The organism is Phormidium sp. FACHB-592 (assembly GCF_014695795.1).
GTDB lineage: Bacteria > Cyanobacteriota > Cyanobacteriia > Leptolyngbyales > Leptolyngbyaceae > Stenomitos.
Window position 1 is genome coordinate 43,190 of record NZ_JACJOZ010000075.1, and the last position, 16,909, is coordinate 60,098.

12 protein-coding genes are annotated in these 16,909 nt (G+C 50.5%); 4 read left to right on the forward strand and 8 right to left on the reverse strand.

All coding sequences use genetic code 11. The features are described from left to right. Nucleotides 1–47: 47 nt before the first annotated feature. Together rpmI and H6F86_RS21765 are read right to left on the reverse strand one after the other, a co-directional pair. Nucleotides 48–245, reverse strand: coding sequence for a 50S ribosomal protein L35 (gene rpmI / locus H6F86_RS21760; RefSeq protein ID WP_190451177.1), 198 nt, complete (start codon nucleotides 243–245; stop codon nucleotides 48–50). Nucleotides 246–438: 193 nt separating this feature from the next. Then, a complete protein-coding gene (locus H6F86_RS21765) occupies nucleotides 439–1,026 on the reverse strand; it encodes a 2OG-Fe(II) oxygenase (protein WP_190451179.1) in 588 nt (195 codons plus the stop codon). Between the two features lie 107 nt (nucleotides 1,027–1,133). Here H6F86_RS21765 and H6F86_RS21770 point away from each other — a divergent pair, with 107 nt between their 5' ends. Next, a complete protein-coding gene (locus H6F86_RS21770) occupies nucleotides 1,134–2,657 on the forward strand; it encodes an Ig-like domain-containing protein (RefSeq protein ID WP_190451181.1) in 1,524 nt (507 codons plus the stop codon). A gap of 225 nt (nucleotides 2,658–2,882) precedes the next feature. Continuing rightward, the gene (locus tag H6F86_RS21775; RefSeq protein ID WP_347240869.1) at nucleotides 2,883–4,670 is read left to right on the forward strand and encodes a pentapeptide repeat-containing protein; all 1,788 of its coding nucleotides are present in this window, start codon (nucleotides 2,883–2,885) and stop codon (nucleotides 4,668–4,670) included. Between the two features lie 240 nt (nucleotides 4,671–4,910). Here H6F86_RS21775 and H6F86_RS21780 read toward each other — a convergent pair whose 3' ends face one another. From H6F86_RS21780 to H6F86_RS21790, 3 genes are all read right to left on the reverse strand, one after another. After that, on the reverse strand, nucleotides 4,911–5,111 hold the full coding sequence (locus H6F86_RS21780; protein ID WP_190451183.1) for a hypothetical protein: 201 nt from the start codon (nucleotides 5,109–5,111) through the stop codon (nucleotides 4,911–4,913). Between the two features lie 292 nt (nucleotides 5,112–5,403). Further along, nucleotides 5,404–7,146, reverse strand: coding sequence for an AarF/UbiB family protein (locus H6F86_RS21785; protein ID WP_190451184.1), 1,743 nt, complete (start codon nucleotides 7,144–7,146; stop codon nucleotides 5,404–5,406). A 356-nt stretch (nucleotides 7,147–7,502) separates the two neighbouring features. Continuing rightward, nucleotides 7,503–8,663 (reverse strand): aminotransferase class I/II-fold pyridoxal phosphate-dependent enzyme, encoded by a 1,161-nt coding sequence (locus H6F86_RS21790; protein WP_190451185.1) that lies wholly within the window; start codon nucleotides 8,661–8,663, stop codon nucleotides 7,503–7,505. A 257-nt stretch (nucleotides 8,664–8,920) separates the two neighbouring features. On the opposite strand from H6F86_RS21790, the gene fetB reads away from it, so the two are divergent. Then, nucleotides 8,921–9,685, forward strand: coding sequence for an iron export ABC transporter permease subunit FetB (gene fetB, locus H6F86_RS21795; protein ID WP_190451186.1), 765 nt, complete (start codon nucleotides 8,921–8,923; stop codon nucleotides 9,683–9,685). A gap of 230 nt (nucleotides 9,686–9,915) precedes the next feature. Here the strand turns inward: fetB and egtD are convergent, their stop codons facing one another. Then, nucleotides 9,916–10,932 (reverse strand): L-histidine N(alpha)-methyltransferase, encoded by a 1,017-nt coding sequence (egtD, locus tag H6F86_RS21800; protein WP_190451187.1) that lies wholly within the window; start codon nucleotides 10,930–10,932, stop codon nucleotides 9,916–9,918. A gap of 590 nt (nucleotides 10,933–11,522) precedes the next feature. Then, complete coding sequence (locus H6F86_RS21805; protein WP_190451188.1) at nucleotides 11,523–12,836, reverse strand: type IV pilin-like G/H family protein; 1,314 nt, start codon at nucleotides 12,834–12,836, stop codon at nucleotides 11,523–11,525. 319 nt (nucleotides 12,837–13,155) lie between these two features. Here H6F86_RS21805 and H6F86_RS21810 point away from each other — a divergent pair, with 319 nt between their 5' ends. Continuing rightward, complete coding sequence (locus H6F86_RS21810; protein ID WP_190451189.1) at nucleotides 13,156–14,745, forward strand: glycoside hydrolase family 57 protein; 1,590 nt, start codon at nucleotides 13,156–13,158, stop codon at nucleotides 14,743–14,745. A 15-nt stretch (nucleotides 14,746–14,760) separates the two neighbouring features. On the opposite strand, the gene H6F86_RS21815 is transcribed toward H6F86_RS21810, so the two are convergent. Next, a complete protein-coding gene (locus tag H6F86_RS21815) occupies nucleotides 14,761–16,908 on the reverse strand; it encodes an NAD-dependent epimerase/dehydratase family protein (protein ID WP_199305412.1) in 2,148 nt (715 codons plus the stop codon). Nucleotide 16,909: the final 1 nt, after the last annotated feature.

The window sequence follows — 16,909 nt, forward strand, 5'->3', positions numbered from 1 at the left end:
TTTTAGCTTCAAGTTGAGTGGTGCACTCAACGCTTTGCACTCAAAGTCTATAGATAAGGGAGCATAAGGCGTACATTTGCCTCATCCCGTTCATTTACAACAGCCATGCCTGCAAGACGGCGCTTGCGTGAGGCGCTTTTATGCTCGAGCAAGTGGCTTCTAAAGGCTTTGCGGCGAAGTATCTTTCCACTACCACTAGCTCTCAGGCGTTTAGCAGCAGCTTTGCGGGTTTTTAGCTTGGGCATGGGTCGCTTTTATTCAACACAGTCTCCCATCATATTACCGAAAGACTAGGAAAGGCAAGCTTTTACTTAAAGAACTATAGTCAATTTCCCGCCAGAGCTTAACCCTTAAACGGTCAGGTCGCTGGTTTTGCTCATTGACTGCGTTGAACGTCTAGACGTTAGCCATCCATTTGCAGTAGCCAATCTGCGTTGTTTAATAAAAGAGCCAACTGGTGAAGGAGTATTTTCGTCCTCGGACAACTGGCAGCGATTGATGGGGATGAGTGTAGTAGGAGGGAAAGACGATCACGCTGCCTGCCTGGGGTTTAACTTTAATATTTTGACGATCGAATAGTGTTTCGCCGCCCTCAAAATCGTCGTTTAAGTAGCCAACGATGCTGATATCGCGGGTTGGGATGCCATTGGCAACTTCCTGAAAGCGGCTTGCCAGGAGTAAGTTATCAACGTGGCGTTTGTAGCGCTGTCCTGGCTTGTAACGCAATATAGAGCACATTTCTGCTTGAGAAAATTTGATGCCGTAGTGCTTAAAAAGCAAGTCCTGAACGAGCTTGACTTTAGTCAGCAGGATCTGATTAGTTGATTCCTGAAGCTGCTGCCCTGTGTTGCCCAGGGGAAGCATATCGCTGCTACGAACATCAGTATCAACTACATTCACTAGGATGCTGGATGGTTTAAACTGGCAACATTCTGCTACCTGTATCACATGGCTACAGAGCGATGGTTCCAGCAATTGCTCGATCAGCAGAATATCTGAACCTAAGTGCTTAAATGAGAGTCCCACGTCTATCCTTATCCAATTGACCAGAACGTCAGGTCACGAAACAATAATGTGTTGATGATCGGAGTGTGTTGACGCTTGGCTTTGATGTCTTTACCTAGAGTGCCCCATTGACTCACTCAAAATCTACTGCCAGATTACGACGCTTCTTGCCACAACCCCTCGATCGCTTTGCTGTCGTCCTTATAGTAGCGTTGTGCTTGCTGATTGGCATCCTGCTATTAAATGGAGAGCAAGCAGCGGCTCGTGTACGCGACTTTAGCTGGCAAGGCAAACAAGTTGGTGCTGACGATACGGCTTTTACGCTAACGTTCAGCCGCCCGATGGATCGCGACAGCGTAGAGTCAAATCTACGCGTTGAACCACCGCTCCCTGGCAAGGTGAGCTGGTCAGGGCGACGAATGGCATACACACTGAATACGCCTGCTCCCTACGGTACGAAGTTTCAGGTACAGCTTCAAGAGGCATACGATCGCTTTTCGGAGGGTCGTAGTGCAGCCATTCAGCCGTTCAAAGGGCAGTTTCAGACGCGCGATCGCTCCTTTGCGTATATCGGCGTAGACGGTGAAGAAGCGGGGCGATTGGTGCTGTTTAATCTCAATCAGCAACAAAAGCAAATTCTTACGCCGTCAGAATTGGTGGTCATGGAGTTTCAGGCTTACCCTCTGGGTGATCGACTGCTGTTTGCAGCGACGCAGCGAACCACCCAGCCCTCAATGTTAACGGAACAGCAGCTTTTTACCGTGACGACGGGTATTCGGATAAAGCCTCCTGTGCAACCCTATGCTCAGGTAACGGCAGATATTGCGCCGCCCTCTGATGCCCCAGCAGGAAAAGTCGAGCTAGTCCTAGACAATAAAGATTATCAAAACCTCAAGTTTGACCTGTCGGCAGACGGCAATGTGATTGTCGTGCAACGGGTCAATCGTCAAAATCCAAGTGATTTTGGTCCCTGGTTGCTCAAGACAGGCGCACCACCGCAACCGCTCAAGGGCGATCCGGGGGGCGATTTTGTGATTACGCCGGATAGTAATTCGTTGGCGATCGCTCAGGGGCAAGGGCTGGCGATCTTACCTTTGCAGCCGAATAGCAAACCGCTGGACTTTCTGCCTAAATTTGGCATGGTGCTCAGTTTTGCCAAAGATGGATCGCTGGCGACGATGGTGAAGTTCAATAGCGACAACACACGATCGCTCTTCTTGGTAAGCAACCAGAACACTCAAAAGGAACTGTTTCGCACAACTGGTTCTATTATTAGCACTCATTTTGACCCCACGAAGCAAACCCTTTACTGCTTGTTAACTGAACTCCTCACTGAAGGCGAGGTTTACCGCGAACAGCCTTATCTAGCGGCGATCGACCTTAAAACTGCTAAAGTCCGTCCGCTTGTCCTTCTGCCCAATCAACGCGATGTGCAGGTAAGTTTGGCACCGGATGGGTTAGCGCTTTTATTTGATCAAACAACAGAAGCCGCACAGGGCAAAACGGAAGCAGGTGAACTAAGCACCAGCATGGGAAAAGCGATCGCTGACAGCCGTCTCTGGCTTCTGCCCCTTGATGCTGCTGACCTTAACGCCAAACCGCAGCCAGAAGCGTTGCCACTGCCGGGGCTGCGACCCCTTTGGCTACCCTAAAGCCATTCGCTCGTTTTCCTTCCCCTTCATATCCTCACTTCTTCACTCCTTCCCCTTCTCACCCTTCACTTCTTCACTCCTCCCCTATGAGACCCTACACTCTCATTCTTGTATTCGCTCTGTATAATTTGCATCACACATAATGATTGCGATCGACTGTTAACATCAAGTTGCTTCTTCTGCCTCCATACCGAAGCAACCACGACAGGCGAGCCAAAATAAGGCGTGCAGTATCGCGATTGTCATCCTGCTTCAAAGGTCAATATGCAAGTACAGGATTTGCTAGAGCGTTACCAGAACGGCGAACGGAACTTTGCTCAGATTGACCTTAGCAGCGCTAACCTGAGTGGGGTCAATCTGCGAGATGCTGACCTCACAGGCGCTAATTTGACAGGCGCTAATTTGAGTTGGGCTTTTTTAAGCCGCGCTAATTTGACAGGAGCCTGCCTGAGGCGGGCAGACCTTCGCAGTGCGTCACTTAATAACGCCGTGCTGAACCAGACAATTCTAAGCGGCGCTAACCTTGGCAAAGCTGATTTGCGGATGGCACAGCTAGAAGCGGCTGATCTAAGTTGGGCAGTACTTCAGGAAGCCGACCTTAGTGGTGCCAACCTCCAAGCAGCTAAGCTTGATCAGGTCAACCTTGAACGGGCAAAGTTAAGTAACAGTTGCCTGGCTGCAGCAGAATTGATGGAAGCCAACCTGCGTCGTGCCAACCTCACTAGCGCCACGCTCGATCGGGCAAATCTGCGAGAAGCACATCTGGAAGAAGCAAACCTGCGAGAGGCATCGCTGATTGGCGCAAACTTAATCGAAGCCAACTTAAACGGCGTGTATCTACGACAAGCTAATCTCACCGAAGCGGATCTGCATCGTGTTGTGTTGACTGGGGCAGACATGAGTGAAGCAATCCTTACCAATGCTGATCTCAGCCGATCTAATCTGGCAGGAGCCTACTTGCTCAAAGCCAGTATGAGTAAAGCACAACTCTTACGAGCAAACCTACAGGATGTCTATCTATTAAGGGCAGACCTTAATGGAGCGAACCTGCGTGGGGCCGATCTGCGACGAGCAGATCTCAGCGGAGCCTATCTGAGCGATACGTCCTTGAGCGAAGCCGACCTCAGCGATGCTTACTTGCTGGAAAGCCATCTCATTCGCACCAATTTAGACGGGGCACAGATGACCGGCTGCTGCATCGCTAATTGGCACCTGGAAAACACAGATTGCTCTAGAATCAACTGCCGTTATGTGTTTACTGGGTTTGATTACACAACTAAAAGCCCTGCTGATCGCTACCCAGTTGGACGAGATCTGGAAGCAGGCGAACTAGAGCGGCACTATCAGCAAGATAATGCAGTAGTTGAAGTCTACCTTACTGAACCACCTAATTGGGAAGCGCTTGCGTTTACGTTAGCGCAGCTTGATCTTGAAGAAAATGCGTTGGGACTGACGATAAAAGCCTACAAGCCGTCAGACGATAACTACCTGATTCAGTTAAAGGCAACTCGCCCAGTGAATGCTAAAGCGCTGACGCGGCGCATCTTCCAGGTTTATCCAAAAATTTTGCAGCAGTTGCTCACGCATCGAACCGAGATACTTAGCCTGTTGGCGATCGCACCTCAGACCAAGCAATCAGACGTAGCCTTGGAGCCAGCATCTCAGGTTAACCGAGCCGCACCGGAGGTACCATCACACGATCGCCGCATCCGGCTTTACCAGGAAGTTGTGCGGCAAATCCAGCACATTATGATGAACCAGGCTCCTGACCAATTTGTGCAGAGTGTGCAGCAACTACTTGATTATCTGAACCACCAAGGCATTGCTACAGAAGCGATTCAGAAGAAGGTTATTAGTCAGGTCATTACACAGCGCGCTAAGCAAGACAAAAGCTTTTGCGACCACATCCAGCGCTGGGAAAAAACGGCTCCTGACGTTGCCCGATCGTCAGCCGTTGGTCAGGCAATGCGTTTTGCGATCGCGCAGATGTGGGCTGACACCAAACAAAACTGACGGTTTTGACAAGCAGGACTGTTGAATCACTGGACTCACAGCTAGACTGCTGACTCAACAAATCCCAAGGCTAAAGCCTTATGCTAACAGTGCCACCTGCGATTTGTGATTAAAGCTGGGCTTTGTAAGAAGCTGGGCAAAATCAAAGCAAAGAGAGTGGGAGGGAGAAGGGAAAAACCTCTTGCCTATGGGCAAAGTTTCTACCCCCCTCCCTATAAAGAGTGGAGGCTACTACTTGTACTAGTGCGCCTGACGAGAAACTAATTTTTCAAAGGTTGCCTGGGTCTGATGCAGCATCTGTTCGCGGCTGTCATCCGTATTGGTTAGCGTTGGTACCAGATTACGAGCTTGGAGTGCCATATGAAGTTGGAGGTGCGCGACGTACTCGCTAAAGTCTTCTCGGTATGCAGCGTTTGAGGATTGACGTAAAGACGAATTCAAAGCGTTCTCCTTGTTAACTCTAGAGCCTAAACCACGTCATGAATGTATCACGCAGGCTTTTTACACTCCTAACTCTGCAACGAAGATTAACGGTTCATTGGTTAATCATTGAGAACTGTAAAGTTTCTTGATGTCACCCTAGACGACAACGCAAAAATGACTGCTGTCCAGTACCTGAACCTTTGTTTTGCATCCACAATTGAGAGCAAGACAAACGGTAGGGAAAGGACAGCAGTCAAAGGTTATACAGAGCGATCACAGGTGTCACTTCGTCTCTACATCAATCGTTGCTCTAGGGCTTGCGAACTGAAGATAAGACAGATGGCAGCAAAGTAGCGGTGCTGGCAGTCGATAGCTCTGCCAATGCGCCAATCGCAGCATTAAATAAACGCCCAGGTTGGAGGTCGTCCTTAATCAAGTTCCAGAGGCGTTGGACTTCTTCTGTATGGAGGCGATCGTCTTCAGTAAGTGCAATAACCAATTGCCGCCGCAGGAACTTACCTTCATCGGACAATAAGAACTGGATGCCAAGTTGCGCTGTTGGCAATAGGTCAAACGACTGATCACTACGGGCGATCGCAATCAAGTTTTCCAGCCGCTCCCACTGGAACTTCCCATCTTTAAACAGCACTTCAAGCAGTCGGCGTCGTAGTGCTGGCGACTCTCCCTTCAACAAGCGCTGCGCCACGTATGGGTAAGCAACATCGACAATTTTGAAGTTAGGGTTGAGGGTTAGCGCAAGACCTTCCTGCGTCACCAGCGAACGAATAATCAGTGCAAACTTAGCTGGTAAGCGGAATGGATATTCATACATCAACTCTGAGAAGCGATCGGTAATGGTTTTGAAGTTAAAGTCCTTTACGCTTTCGCCCAGCACGTTGCCTAACACTGCTTCAAGTGCTGGAACAATCGGCTGAATGTCGGTATCAGGAGTCAGGAAGCCTAGCTTCACAAAATCCCTTGCCAGATCAACATAATCTTTGTTGATGAGATGCACGACAGCATCTACGATCGTTTCCTTAGCTGTCTCGTCAAGCTGATCCATCATACCGAAGTCGATGTATGCCATCTGAGCAATCGGCTGCTCCGTCGTTTTGCTGCCGTCCACGTTGCAGTGCGGTGCCATCGCGAAGAGATTACCGGGATGCGGATCAGCATGAAAGAAACCAAACTCTAAAAGCTGACGCAGACCAGAGGTAACCCCAATCTCAATCAGTGCATCAGTTGCCAAACCTGCTTCGCGGATGCTTTCAGTATCGGTTAGCTTAAAGCCGTGAATCCACTCTAAGACCAGTATGTGTTGGCTGCTGTAGCGCCAGTAAATGGCAGGCACCTTAACCGTTGGATCATCGCGGAAGTTCGTGGCAAAGGCTTCGGCGTTGCGTCCCTCATTTAAGTAATCAATTTCTTCAAAGAGCTTGATGCCAAACTCATCTACCACTAGCGCCAGGTCATGCCCCAGGTTAAGCGGTAACCAGGGAGCTAAGAAACTAGCTGCACGCCGCATTAAGTAAAGGTCTAACGTAATCACTGGCAGAAGATTTGGACGCTGCACTTTGACAGCAACTTCCTCACCAGTGTAGAGACGGGCATGATAGACCTGTCCCAAACTAGCCGCCGCTACTGGCAGGGGCGAGATTTGGCTAAAGATTTCGTTAACAGGGCGATCGAGTTCGGCTTCAATCCGTGCCAGGGCAATCGGTGTTGGGAAGGGTGGTAACTGATCCTGTAGCTTGATCAGTTCATCCAAAAAGTCCTTACGGATCAAGTCAGGTCGCGTAGAAAGCGCTTGACCCACCTTGATAAATGTTGGTCCCAGCTTGATCAGTGTCTTACGTAACTGCTCGGCTCGCTTGAGCTTGTGACGCTCTTGGTTACCTTGCCACTCGTCCCACTTTAGACCCAGAAAAAAGCCAAGAAACGAAAAAATAACGTGAAGCGTACGAGAAAGTGCTTTCCAGGGGCGATAGCGATAATATTGCGCGATCGCGCCTGCATCGTAACGTCTCAATTGACTAAGGGGATGCTGACCCACGCTTGCTCTTACCTCTCTAACGTGCTCTCAAAGGGTGAGGGCAGCGCCGCAGCTTGCTAGCATCGCCCCCAGTAAAATCAATCGCGTACAAAAATAGCGCTAAACATTTTCAGAGTTCAGCTCTTAATCTTTGCTTACTCTTTGCCTTACTTCACTATAGTATACGAAACTACAAACATTTTCGTATACTGCTTGACCCACTAGCAGCAGGTGTATAACCGCACCGTAAGCTAAGGCAGGAGTTGATCCCCAGCCACTCCCAGGTCAGGTTTAGCAAGCACCATCACCAGACGGATCAGGGTTGATACACGGCAGATTTCGTCGCTTTGGTCTTACCTGTATAGGGTTCCCATCCGTCAAGCGGCACGATCGCTCAGGCAATCTTTCAAGGCATACGCTACTCGCTCTTGCTGTTCGGGTAGCATTTCAGGAAACATCGGCAATGACAGCACTTCGTTAGCGATCTGCTCGGCGATCGGGTGCGATTTGGGCGCTTGCATTTGATCCTTATAAATGGGCTGGAGATGCAGCGGTAGAGGGTAGTACACCATAGAACTCACCCCTTCTGCCTGTAGCTGCTGGCGTACCTGATCTCTGTGGTTACCGTCGTTTGATGGTGTCTGGTGTGGCGCAGTATTGAGCAAGCGAAGCGTGTACTGGTTCCAAACGCCTTTGCCACCCGCTGGTTCTTGCGGTAGAACGAGACCTGGAACGTGCTGGAGCATCTGTTGGTAGCGATCAGCAACAGCGCGACGCTGGTCATTCCAGATGTCTAGGTAGCGAAGTTTGACTTGCAGAATAGCGGCTTGCAGAGCATCTAGCCGCGAGTTAACGCCGATCGCCTCGTGATAATAGCCACCCGCTCGTCTACCGTGGTCACGCAGCATACGGATAGTAGCAGCGATCGTCGGATCATTCGTTGTCACCGCACCGCCATCGCCACACGCGCCCAGATTTTTGGTGGGATAGAAGCTAAAGCAGCCAATGTGCCCAATGCCGCCAACCTTTTGCCCTGCCCATTCCGCACCCACAGCCTGAGCGCAATCTTCAATAACAGCAAGATTGTGAGCTTGAGCGATCGCCATCAGCCGGGTCATATCCACTGGTTGCCCAAACAAGTGAACTGGCAGAATTGCCCGCGTCCGTTCTGTAATCGCCGCTTGGACCCGATCAAGATCCAGGTTAAAGGTATGCGCTTCGATATCAACAAAAACAGGTGTGGCACCGATCGCGCTTACAACTTCTGCTGTTGCGATAAACGTAAACGGGGTTGTAATTACCTCGTCGCCCGGTTTAATATCTAACGCTCGCAATGCCAGATACAGTGCATCGGTGCCAGAGTTGCAAGCAATGCTTTCTGAAGTGCCAATATAGTGAGCAAACTGTTGCTCAAACGTTTCAACCGCAGCGCCGCCAATGTAATGACCTGACGCAAGCACAGCTAGCACTGCTGCATTTACCTCATCGCCAATAATTTTATACTGCTCAGATAGATCGAACGGGGGAATTTTACTCACTCACTTACACCACACATCACACTCTGTTAATAGAATCAAATTTTGTCCACAAATGGAATCAAATTGCTGCCTTTAGTTCACTGGACTGGATTGAAGCACCGATTGTTTCAGCCAGAGAGGAAAGAGCAGTAGGAGTAGGAGAAGCTTTTTAAGTGATGAGTTGAAGTTGTTGACTGCTGGTCGGCTGCTGCTTGCTTTCTTTTAGCATCCATAACGTTCTAATCTGTCCCCAGGGCGTTACAACCAACAACTCTATTATGGATTCACCGTTACAAATTGTTTGGGCATTGGGCATGATGGCGATCGCCATTGCCCTCTCAGCCTGGCAACGGCTGGGATTGGAGTGGAATTTAGCCGTCGCCACCGGACGTACAGTTATGCAATTGTTGGTCGTAGGCTACGTGCTGGCAGCAGTATTCGCCCTTCGCAATCCCTGGGCAGTGCTAATGGTGCTGGGAGTGATGCTAGCGATCGCCACGATCGTCGCTCGTAATCGAATTAGCAAAAAAGTGCCGCACATGCTGCCCCTGGTCGGTGGCTCCATTCTAATTAGCACGGTTTTGACCCTAGCGTATACGAGCCTACTGGTGATCCGACCGCAAGTTTGGTATGAACCACAGTACGTCATTCCCTTAGCAGGCATTGTGCTGGGCAATGCGATGAATGGTGCCGCGATCGTGGGAGAACGTCTGGTCAGCACCCTAAACAACAGCCAGCTAGAGATTGAAACTCACCTAAGTTTGGGCGCTACACCTCAGCAGGCGATCGCGCAATACCGCAAAGATGCCATCAAAGCGGGACTTATTCCAACCGTCAACACCATGATGGTCGTCGGTATTGTTACTCTACCAGGCATTATGACGGGGCAGATTTTAGCCGGAGCCGATCCTCTCTTGGCAGCTACTTACCAAATGCTAGTCATGTTCATGCTAGCGTTTGCTACTCTCACTACGACGCTGCTTGTAAGTTGGGGTATTTGTCGGCAGTTTTTCAATCAGGCAGCGCAGTTAGTCCTCTGGTAATGCCTCTTAAAGACACTCTTTGCACCCTGGGTGGAATGTCTTTTTAGTGCTGTAAGAGGCATATTTCAACAAGGAGCAGAGCAGAGGGACTCAAGGGCTAAGAGTAGCGATCGCCCACGACTACCGCTTCTCTAAGGCGAACGGGGCGATCGCTTTGACACAGGAACGAGGCCTTTAACAATATTGCAACCATCCTCTTGCTACTGTTAGCGTTCTTGCTAGCGTTAGCGTTAGGGACACTCATCGCTGATGCACTGGCGCTGACAGAGTAGTAGACCAAACCAGTTGTTTGGATCAGTCCAGACTTGTAATGGTTGAAACGCGTATGTCTCCAGTGTTTTGACCAGGGTTGGCAGGTGGAACTTGCGTGAGATTTCGGTGCGAATGGTTTCACCAGCCTGGAGCGTCGTCTGAAATGCTAAGGCTTCTAGTGCGATCGTTTGCGTGACCAAACTGCGGAGATGCATCTCAATTTGATGCTCAGTCGTGTTGTAAAACGCCCAATGGTCAAACTGCTCAAGGTTGAAATTGCCTTGAAACCGCCAGTTTAAGTGACTCAAGCTATTGAGATTAAACGCTGCCGTAATGCCCTGAGCATCGTTATAAGCGGCTTCAAGAATCGCTGGATCTTTTTGCAAATCAACGCCCAACAGAAAAAATTCTCCAGGCTGAAGCGCCTTACGGACACGATCGAGAAATTGTTGATACTCTGCTTCACTGAGATTACCGATCGTGCTGCCTAAAAAGATCAGCATCCGGTTCTCCAATTCAGCTGGGGGCAGTTGATCTAGTGCCTGCTCATAGGTTCCAGCTAACCCGCACAGTTTGAGTTTGGGGTATTGATGTAGTAGCTCCAGCGCGGTGGTTTTAAGAATGCCAGCGCTAACGTCGATCGGGCAATACTGCAATGGATCGCTGAACTGACTGTATGCCTCTAGCAGCAACCGAGTTTTGCGAGAGCTGCCGCTGCCTAGCTCTACCAATTCGCAAGCCCCTGTTAGTTGAGCAATTTCAGAGGCATAAGTTTCTAAAATTGACTGCTCAGTACGAGTGGGATAGTACTCTGGCAAATCGCAAATTTGTTCAAAGAATTGAGAGCCGCGATCGTCATAAAAATAGCGGCAAGGGAGCGTCTTTGGCGTTTGCTCTAGCCCTTGAATAACATCTTCTCCCTCGCGGATCAGCGCTTCTGATGAATTAAGCGTAATCCAGCGCAGGCGAGACAATTCTGATTGCACAGTGGTCACTAAACGGATCTCCTTGCGTAATGGCGACGGTGTATTTCTCGTTCCCCAAGTTACTGAGGCAATCGCTGACGACTGAGGCTGTCTCCAGACGAGCGATCACTTACATCTTTCAAGACGCTGCAAAAGGTGATGCTTAACGCCTTAATCGAGCAGTCATACAGATCAGGACGAAGTGCAAAGCGAAAAATCCCAGTCTCCCTTCACTTCCAAGAGTTTAAGCCCATACAGTCTTAAGCCCGTTAGCTATGGAGGTACTAGCCTTAAAGACTGACAAAAACTCTGTTGTCTCAGGTAAGGGGGAAACCTTAAGACAGCAAGAAGCTCAAGCTCAGGCTACCAGGATATGTCTTCTTATGGAGATTAAAGCTTTCTCTAGAGCATTCGCGTCTGCCTTTAGGTGAAAGGATCAGCAAACATTAACGAAGAATATACCGATCGAGAGACGAGCCATAAGCGCGAACCTCTGTCTTTAGTCTCTTGCGAGAGTCGCGCTCGTGCTAAAGCTATGCTTAAAAACTGGTGAGAAGATGCAGGCGCAAAACTTTGAAGGGCACTCTAGAGCAATCTCAAATCATGATGTTTTGGCAAGATCACAATGCTTTAGCAGGATCAGCCGGACATTGAACTGCCCCATTCGTTGACTGAAAGACTAACGGCGGCACCTTTGCAGCCTGTTGAGACGCACAAATTGCTGTGACGAACTTGTTGGTTGGCTTCGCGATCGCAACGGCTGCCGTGTAGCTCTTTAAGCCTTCAGCTTTCGGAATTGCAGTAAGTTGAGCTTGATTGTTGTTGGGTACTGTGAGCTTGTAGGTGTAGTCGCTGTAAACGGCGATCGGAACAGCTGCAAACCGCTCCAGTTCCTCTAATGTGACGGCAAAGCGAGTATTCTGACGATAGAATGCTTGCTGCGCTTTATTCATTGTGTCCAGGTAGTTTCTAGCCGCTGTCTGCTGCTGGTCGCGCGTACGCTCTGCCTTTACCTGAGGGGACATCTGGTTGCCAGAGGAAATTGTGGAGATTTTTTCACCCGCCTTTCGTTCCGCACCGCCCCAGGCATAGGAATGGGCAATGAGCGCAACCGCTCCACCCGCAACAAAAGACACCACTGTCACGATTGCTGACACCTTAAGATAGTTAACCGAACGATCGCCAGTTGGCGAGTCGTTGGGTGCCTCTGGGAAAGAGCGATCGCGCCAGGGCAACCGCGCACTGATCTGCTGGAGTGCGTCATTCCACGTCACCAAAACACGAGGCGAAGGCGCTTGAGGCTGTGGTGAATCTTGTGAAGATGAGTCTTGAGACTGTGAATTTTGAGAACGTAGAGCTTGAATGTTTGCTTTAGCCTTTATCCAGCGCTGCTTCCACGTATCAAATTGAGTTGAGTGATCGCTAGAAGAATCCGTCGTAACACTAGAGTCTGAGGCGCTAGAATCCGAGCTATCAAAATCTGAGACGTTAAAATCTGGGGTGCTAAAATCTGGGACGTTAGAATCTGGGGCACTAGGACTAGACTCTGGAGCGTTAGAAGGTGTCTCTGAGGTTTCAGCTACTGGCGATCGAGACTCTGGAGCGTTAGAAGGTGCCTCTGAGGTTTCAGCTACTGGCGATCGAGGCACTGTAAACGTTTCAACCCAGTGAGGCTGCTCCTCGCCAAGGCGCTTCCCATACACCTGCACCTGTTGAATAGACGCCACCTCCAAGCGGAGAATGCCTCGTCGCACAAACGCTACTAATGTTTGTGCATTTAACGGACGAGCAGCATTGAGAAACACATGGAGACAATCCACTTCAACAAAAGTCTCTGCTGTAACTCCCTGCGGCTCTAGCGTGGCATTAATGAGTGTCGCGATCGCCTGTGGATCACCCTGTTTCGCAAGTTCAAGAAGATGCGGCTGAGTCATGGCAGAGCACTGAGGGAAAAAACTTGACTCGACAAATCATTTAGCATCAGGATACTCGCAAACTGTCGATCGGGCACAAAGTCAACCAAGCCCCCAGCAAGACTGTCACAGTGTTTCAGGACAGTTCTTTGGGCAAACCTTGTTAACGTCTAGAGACTACAGTAGGGAGGTTACACGTAACGTCCCTATAAAATGTTCCTTACCCCTTACGCCTCACGCCTCAAAGAGATAACGAACCCATCTTTCAGTTGCCATTTCGCTCTACAATGCTTGGCAAGCCGACTCGCAACACCCGCTCACCCTCTAACTCGACGTTCTTATGAGTATTGGATATCTCGCCCTCGTTCTCCACGCCCACCTACCTTTTGTTCGCCATCCCGAAAGCGACTACGTGCTGGAAGAAGAGTGGCTCTATGAAGCCATTACAGAAACCTATATCCCGCTCCTACAGGTTTTTGAGGGGTTAAAGCGAGACGGCGTTGACTTTAAGATCACCATGAGCATGACTCCGCCGTTGGTGTCGATGTTGCTCGATCCGCTGCTGCAACAACGCTATGACGAGCATCTAGCCCAGCTTGAAGAACTGGCAGAGATGGAAATCGATCGCAACGCGCACAATGGGCACCTCAAGTATTTGGCAGAGTATTATGCCAAAGAGTTTAACCAAGTGCGGCAGGTCTGGGAGAAGTACGATCGCAACCTCATTAAAGCCTTCAACCAGTTTGCCGAGTCCAATAATCTTGAAATCATTACCTGCGGCGCAACTCACGGCTACTTCCCCTTAATGAAGATGTACCCGCAAGCCGTGTGGGCGCAGATTAAAGTTGCCTGCGAGCACTACGAGGACACGTTTGGACGCGCTCCGAAGGGCATCTGGCTACCCGAATGTGCTTACTATGAAGGGGTTGAGCGGATGCTAGCGGATGCTGGCTTGCGCTACTTTCTCACTGATGGGCACGGCATTCTCTATGCCCGTCCTCGTCCCCGTTTTGGCACCTATGCGCCCATCTTTACCCCTACCGGTGTAGCTGCTTTTGGGCGTGACCACGAATCGTCGCAGCAGGTTTGGTCATCAGAAGTGGGCTATCCCGGTGCTAGCGAATATCGCGAGTTCTATCGCGATTTGGGCTGGGATGCCGAGTACGAATACATTAAGCCTTACGTAATGCCCAACGGGCAGCGCAAGAATGTGGGCATTAAGTATCACAAGATCACTGGCAAAGGTTTAGGACTGGGCGACAAGCAACTCTACGATCCCTACTGGGCACGCGAAAAAGCAGCAGAGAACGCTGGCAACTTTGCTTATAATCGGGAGCGCCAAGTCGAACATCTTTACGGCATGATGCAGCGCAAGCCCATCATCGTCTCGCCGTACGATGCGGAATTATTTGGGCATTGGTGGTACGAAGGTCCCTGGTTTATCGACTATCTGTTCCGCAAGGCGTGGTTTGACCAGGGCACCTTTGAGATGACGCATCTGGCAGATTACTTGCAAGGGAATCAAACCCAACAGGTGTCAAATCCTTCCCAATCAAGCTGGGGCTACAAGGGGTTTCACGAGTACTGGCTGAATGAAACCAACGCCTGGATTTATCCCCACCTCCATAAAGCAACAGAACGGATGATTGAACTGGCAAAAAATGAGCCAGAAGATGAACTGGGCTGGCGATCGCTCAATCAGGCTGCACGCGAATTGTTATTGGCGCAATCGTCTGACTGGGCATTTATCATGCGTACTGGCACGATGGTGCCCTATGCCGTGCGCCGGACACGATCGCACCTGATGCGCTTTCACAAGCTCTACGAGGAAATTAAGCAGGGCAAAGTGGATGCGGGTTGGTTGGAGAAGGTAGAGGCGATCGACAATATCTTCCCCAACATTAACTACCGCGTCTACCGCCCCCTTTAGGACACAGACGAGTTACTAGGCAAAGAACTCATCAGCCGGAGCATGAACGCCTTCTTTAATGAGGGTTGTGCGGTCTTTGACAGGCGACCAGCCAAGCTGGCGCTCCGCTTTGGAAGAGTCGAAGACCGCAGCAAAACTGCGACCTTCCCAGTCGGCATAGCTGGGGAATGCGGCATTGGGATCACGTCCCAGGCTCTTCACTGCCCATTTCACTAACGCTTCCGAATAGTTGCGCCAGCTAGCGGTGGGAATGCGTCGTAGCTTTAACCCAGCACGTTGCTCAAATTCATCCAGGTAGTCGTTAGCAGAAATCTGGGGTTCGCTAGTGAGGTTATAGGACTCGCCTTCAATACCAGGAACCGCGATCGCACGTGCCATCGCATCAGCGACATCATCAACCAGGACGATCGGCAGTTTGCTGTTGCCATCACCCCATAAGCGGCACACAGAGTTGTAAGGCCAGGCGGCAATGCCCCAGTGATAGGGATTTCCGCCGCGGCCAAGAACCACACCGGGGCGGAAAATGACGACCGGCAAACCCTTTTCGCGCTGAAGCTGAAGCAAGATTCGTTCGTTTTCGACCTTCGAGCGCGGATAAGGCGCAACCCGCAGCATCCCTTCGTGAGGTTTTGTTTCTTCGGTAATCGTCCCAGCACCGTTGCCTGCGTAGTAGATAGCGATCGACGATGCATAAAACAACCGCTTTACGCCATGCTCCAGACACAGCTCCGCAACTTTACGGGTTGGTTCCACATCGGTTTTGAGGTAGTCGTCCCAGGTTTTGCCGTTACCGCGCGCCAGATGGTAGACATACTCAATGCCCTCAAGCGCTGCACTAACCGCGTTTGCGTCGGCAAAATCGCCTTTCGCTAGTTCGACACCTAGACTACGCAGCGCGGGTGAGCAGTTGTTGGGATCACGGGCGAGAATGCGAACCCCGTGCCCATCTTGCCGTAAGCGTTGCACCAATGCCTGACCGATAAAACCAGTGCCACCAATAACTAGCACATTAGACTTTGGCAGCTCTGTTGGAGCAGGCTGATTCAGCGCAAAAGGTTCTGTTTGAGGCTCTGGCAAATGGGTTTCGCGGGCAATCCACTCTGCTAGAGCGATCGCGCCTTCTCCTAGAGACGGGTCGATACGCTCATCAAGCTTGGCACTGCGGGTAGCATAGAAACTTTCAACCGTTCGCGCAATGCTGTAAGAGAAGGGAGCAGAAACCTTCGATAGTCCCGCTTTGGAGAGAACAAAGTTCGCTAAGGTGCCAGTCGCCTGCGCCATAGAATCACGAGCAACCGTAGCAACCGTGGCGAAGCGATCGACATCGAGCAGATACGGCGTGTGTTCCTGGCAGGTGTAAGTGTTGTTTTCAAAATCCACATGAGCGACTGCATTAGTGCCACGTATATGGATGTAATGCTCTGGATAGCCGTCGATGAACGAAAACCGCAGTCGAATGCTAGTGTTGCCCTTCCAGCCGCGCACTTCCCAACGGCGGTAGAACTCTAGCCCACGGGGCAGATCAATGCGATCGTTCACATCCACCGACAGCGAATCTGGTTGCCCAATGAGGTGAACCAGATGCGTAAAGGAGTGCGGTGCGACTTCAAACAAAATATTCTTCGGTGTCTGGAGCATCCATGCACCGTAAGGTCCACCCGATAACTGGCCTAGCTCTTTGTTCCAGACAATATCAATCTGATCGACGCGACCGAGCCGCCCACTGCGCAGATCCGCCACCAGCCTTTCGTAAGCTGGGAAGTAGAGAAAATTATGACTGACGCCGATCGATCGCCCGGTCGTTTCAGCCCGGCGGCGGAGTTCCTGACAGTCGCTGACTCGATGGCACAACGGCTTTTCAATGAAGGCATCGACCCCTGCTTCAACTACCTGGCAGCCTGTAGCAAAGTGGACATGAGGCGGCGTAAGAATGTGAACCGCATCCAGACGCTCCTCAGACAGCATCTTGCCGAGATCAGAGTAGACAGTTGGAATACCTTTTGACTGGGCAAATTGCTCTGCTAGTCGCTTGTTCAGGTCACAGATGGCACGCACTTCAACGTTTGGTAACTGGCGCAGTGCCGCGAAGTGGTAGTCAGAAATGTAGCCTGCCCCAAGAAGCGCGACGGCGATCGGTTTGCTTTGTCCGTTACTGGCTGACATA

Bases quoted from the DNA above. Each gene is read 5' to 3' on its own strand.
- fetB (WP_190451186.1), top strand. From the start codon at position 8,921: ATGGATTCACCGTTACAAATTGTTTGGGCATTGGGCATGATGGCGATC.
- H6F86_RS21810 (WP_190451189.1), top strand. From the start codon at position 13,156: ATGAGTATTGGATATCTCGCCCTCGTTCTCCACGCCCACCTACCTTTT.
- rpmI (WP_190451177.1), bottom strand. From the start codon at position 245: ATGCCCAAGCTAAAAACCCGCAAAGCTGCTGCTAAACGCCTGAGAGCT.
- H6F86_RS21815 (WP_199305412.1), bottom strand. From the start codon at position 16,908: ATGTCAGCCAGTAACGGACAAAGCAAACCGATCGCCGTCGCGCTTCTT.
- H6F86_RS21805 (WP_190451188.1), bottom strand. From the start codon at position 12,836: ATGACTCAGCCGCATCTTCTTGAACTTGCGAAACAGGGTGATCCACAG.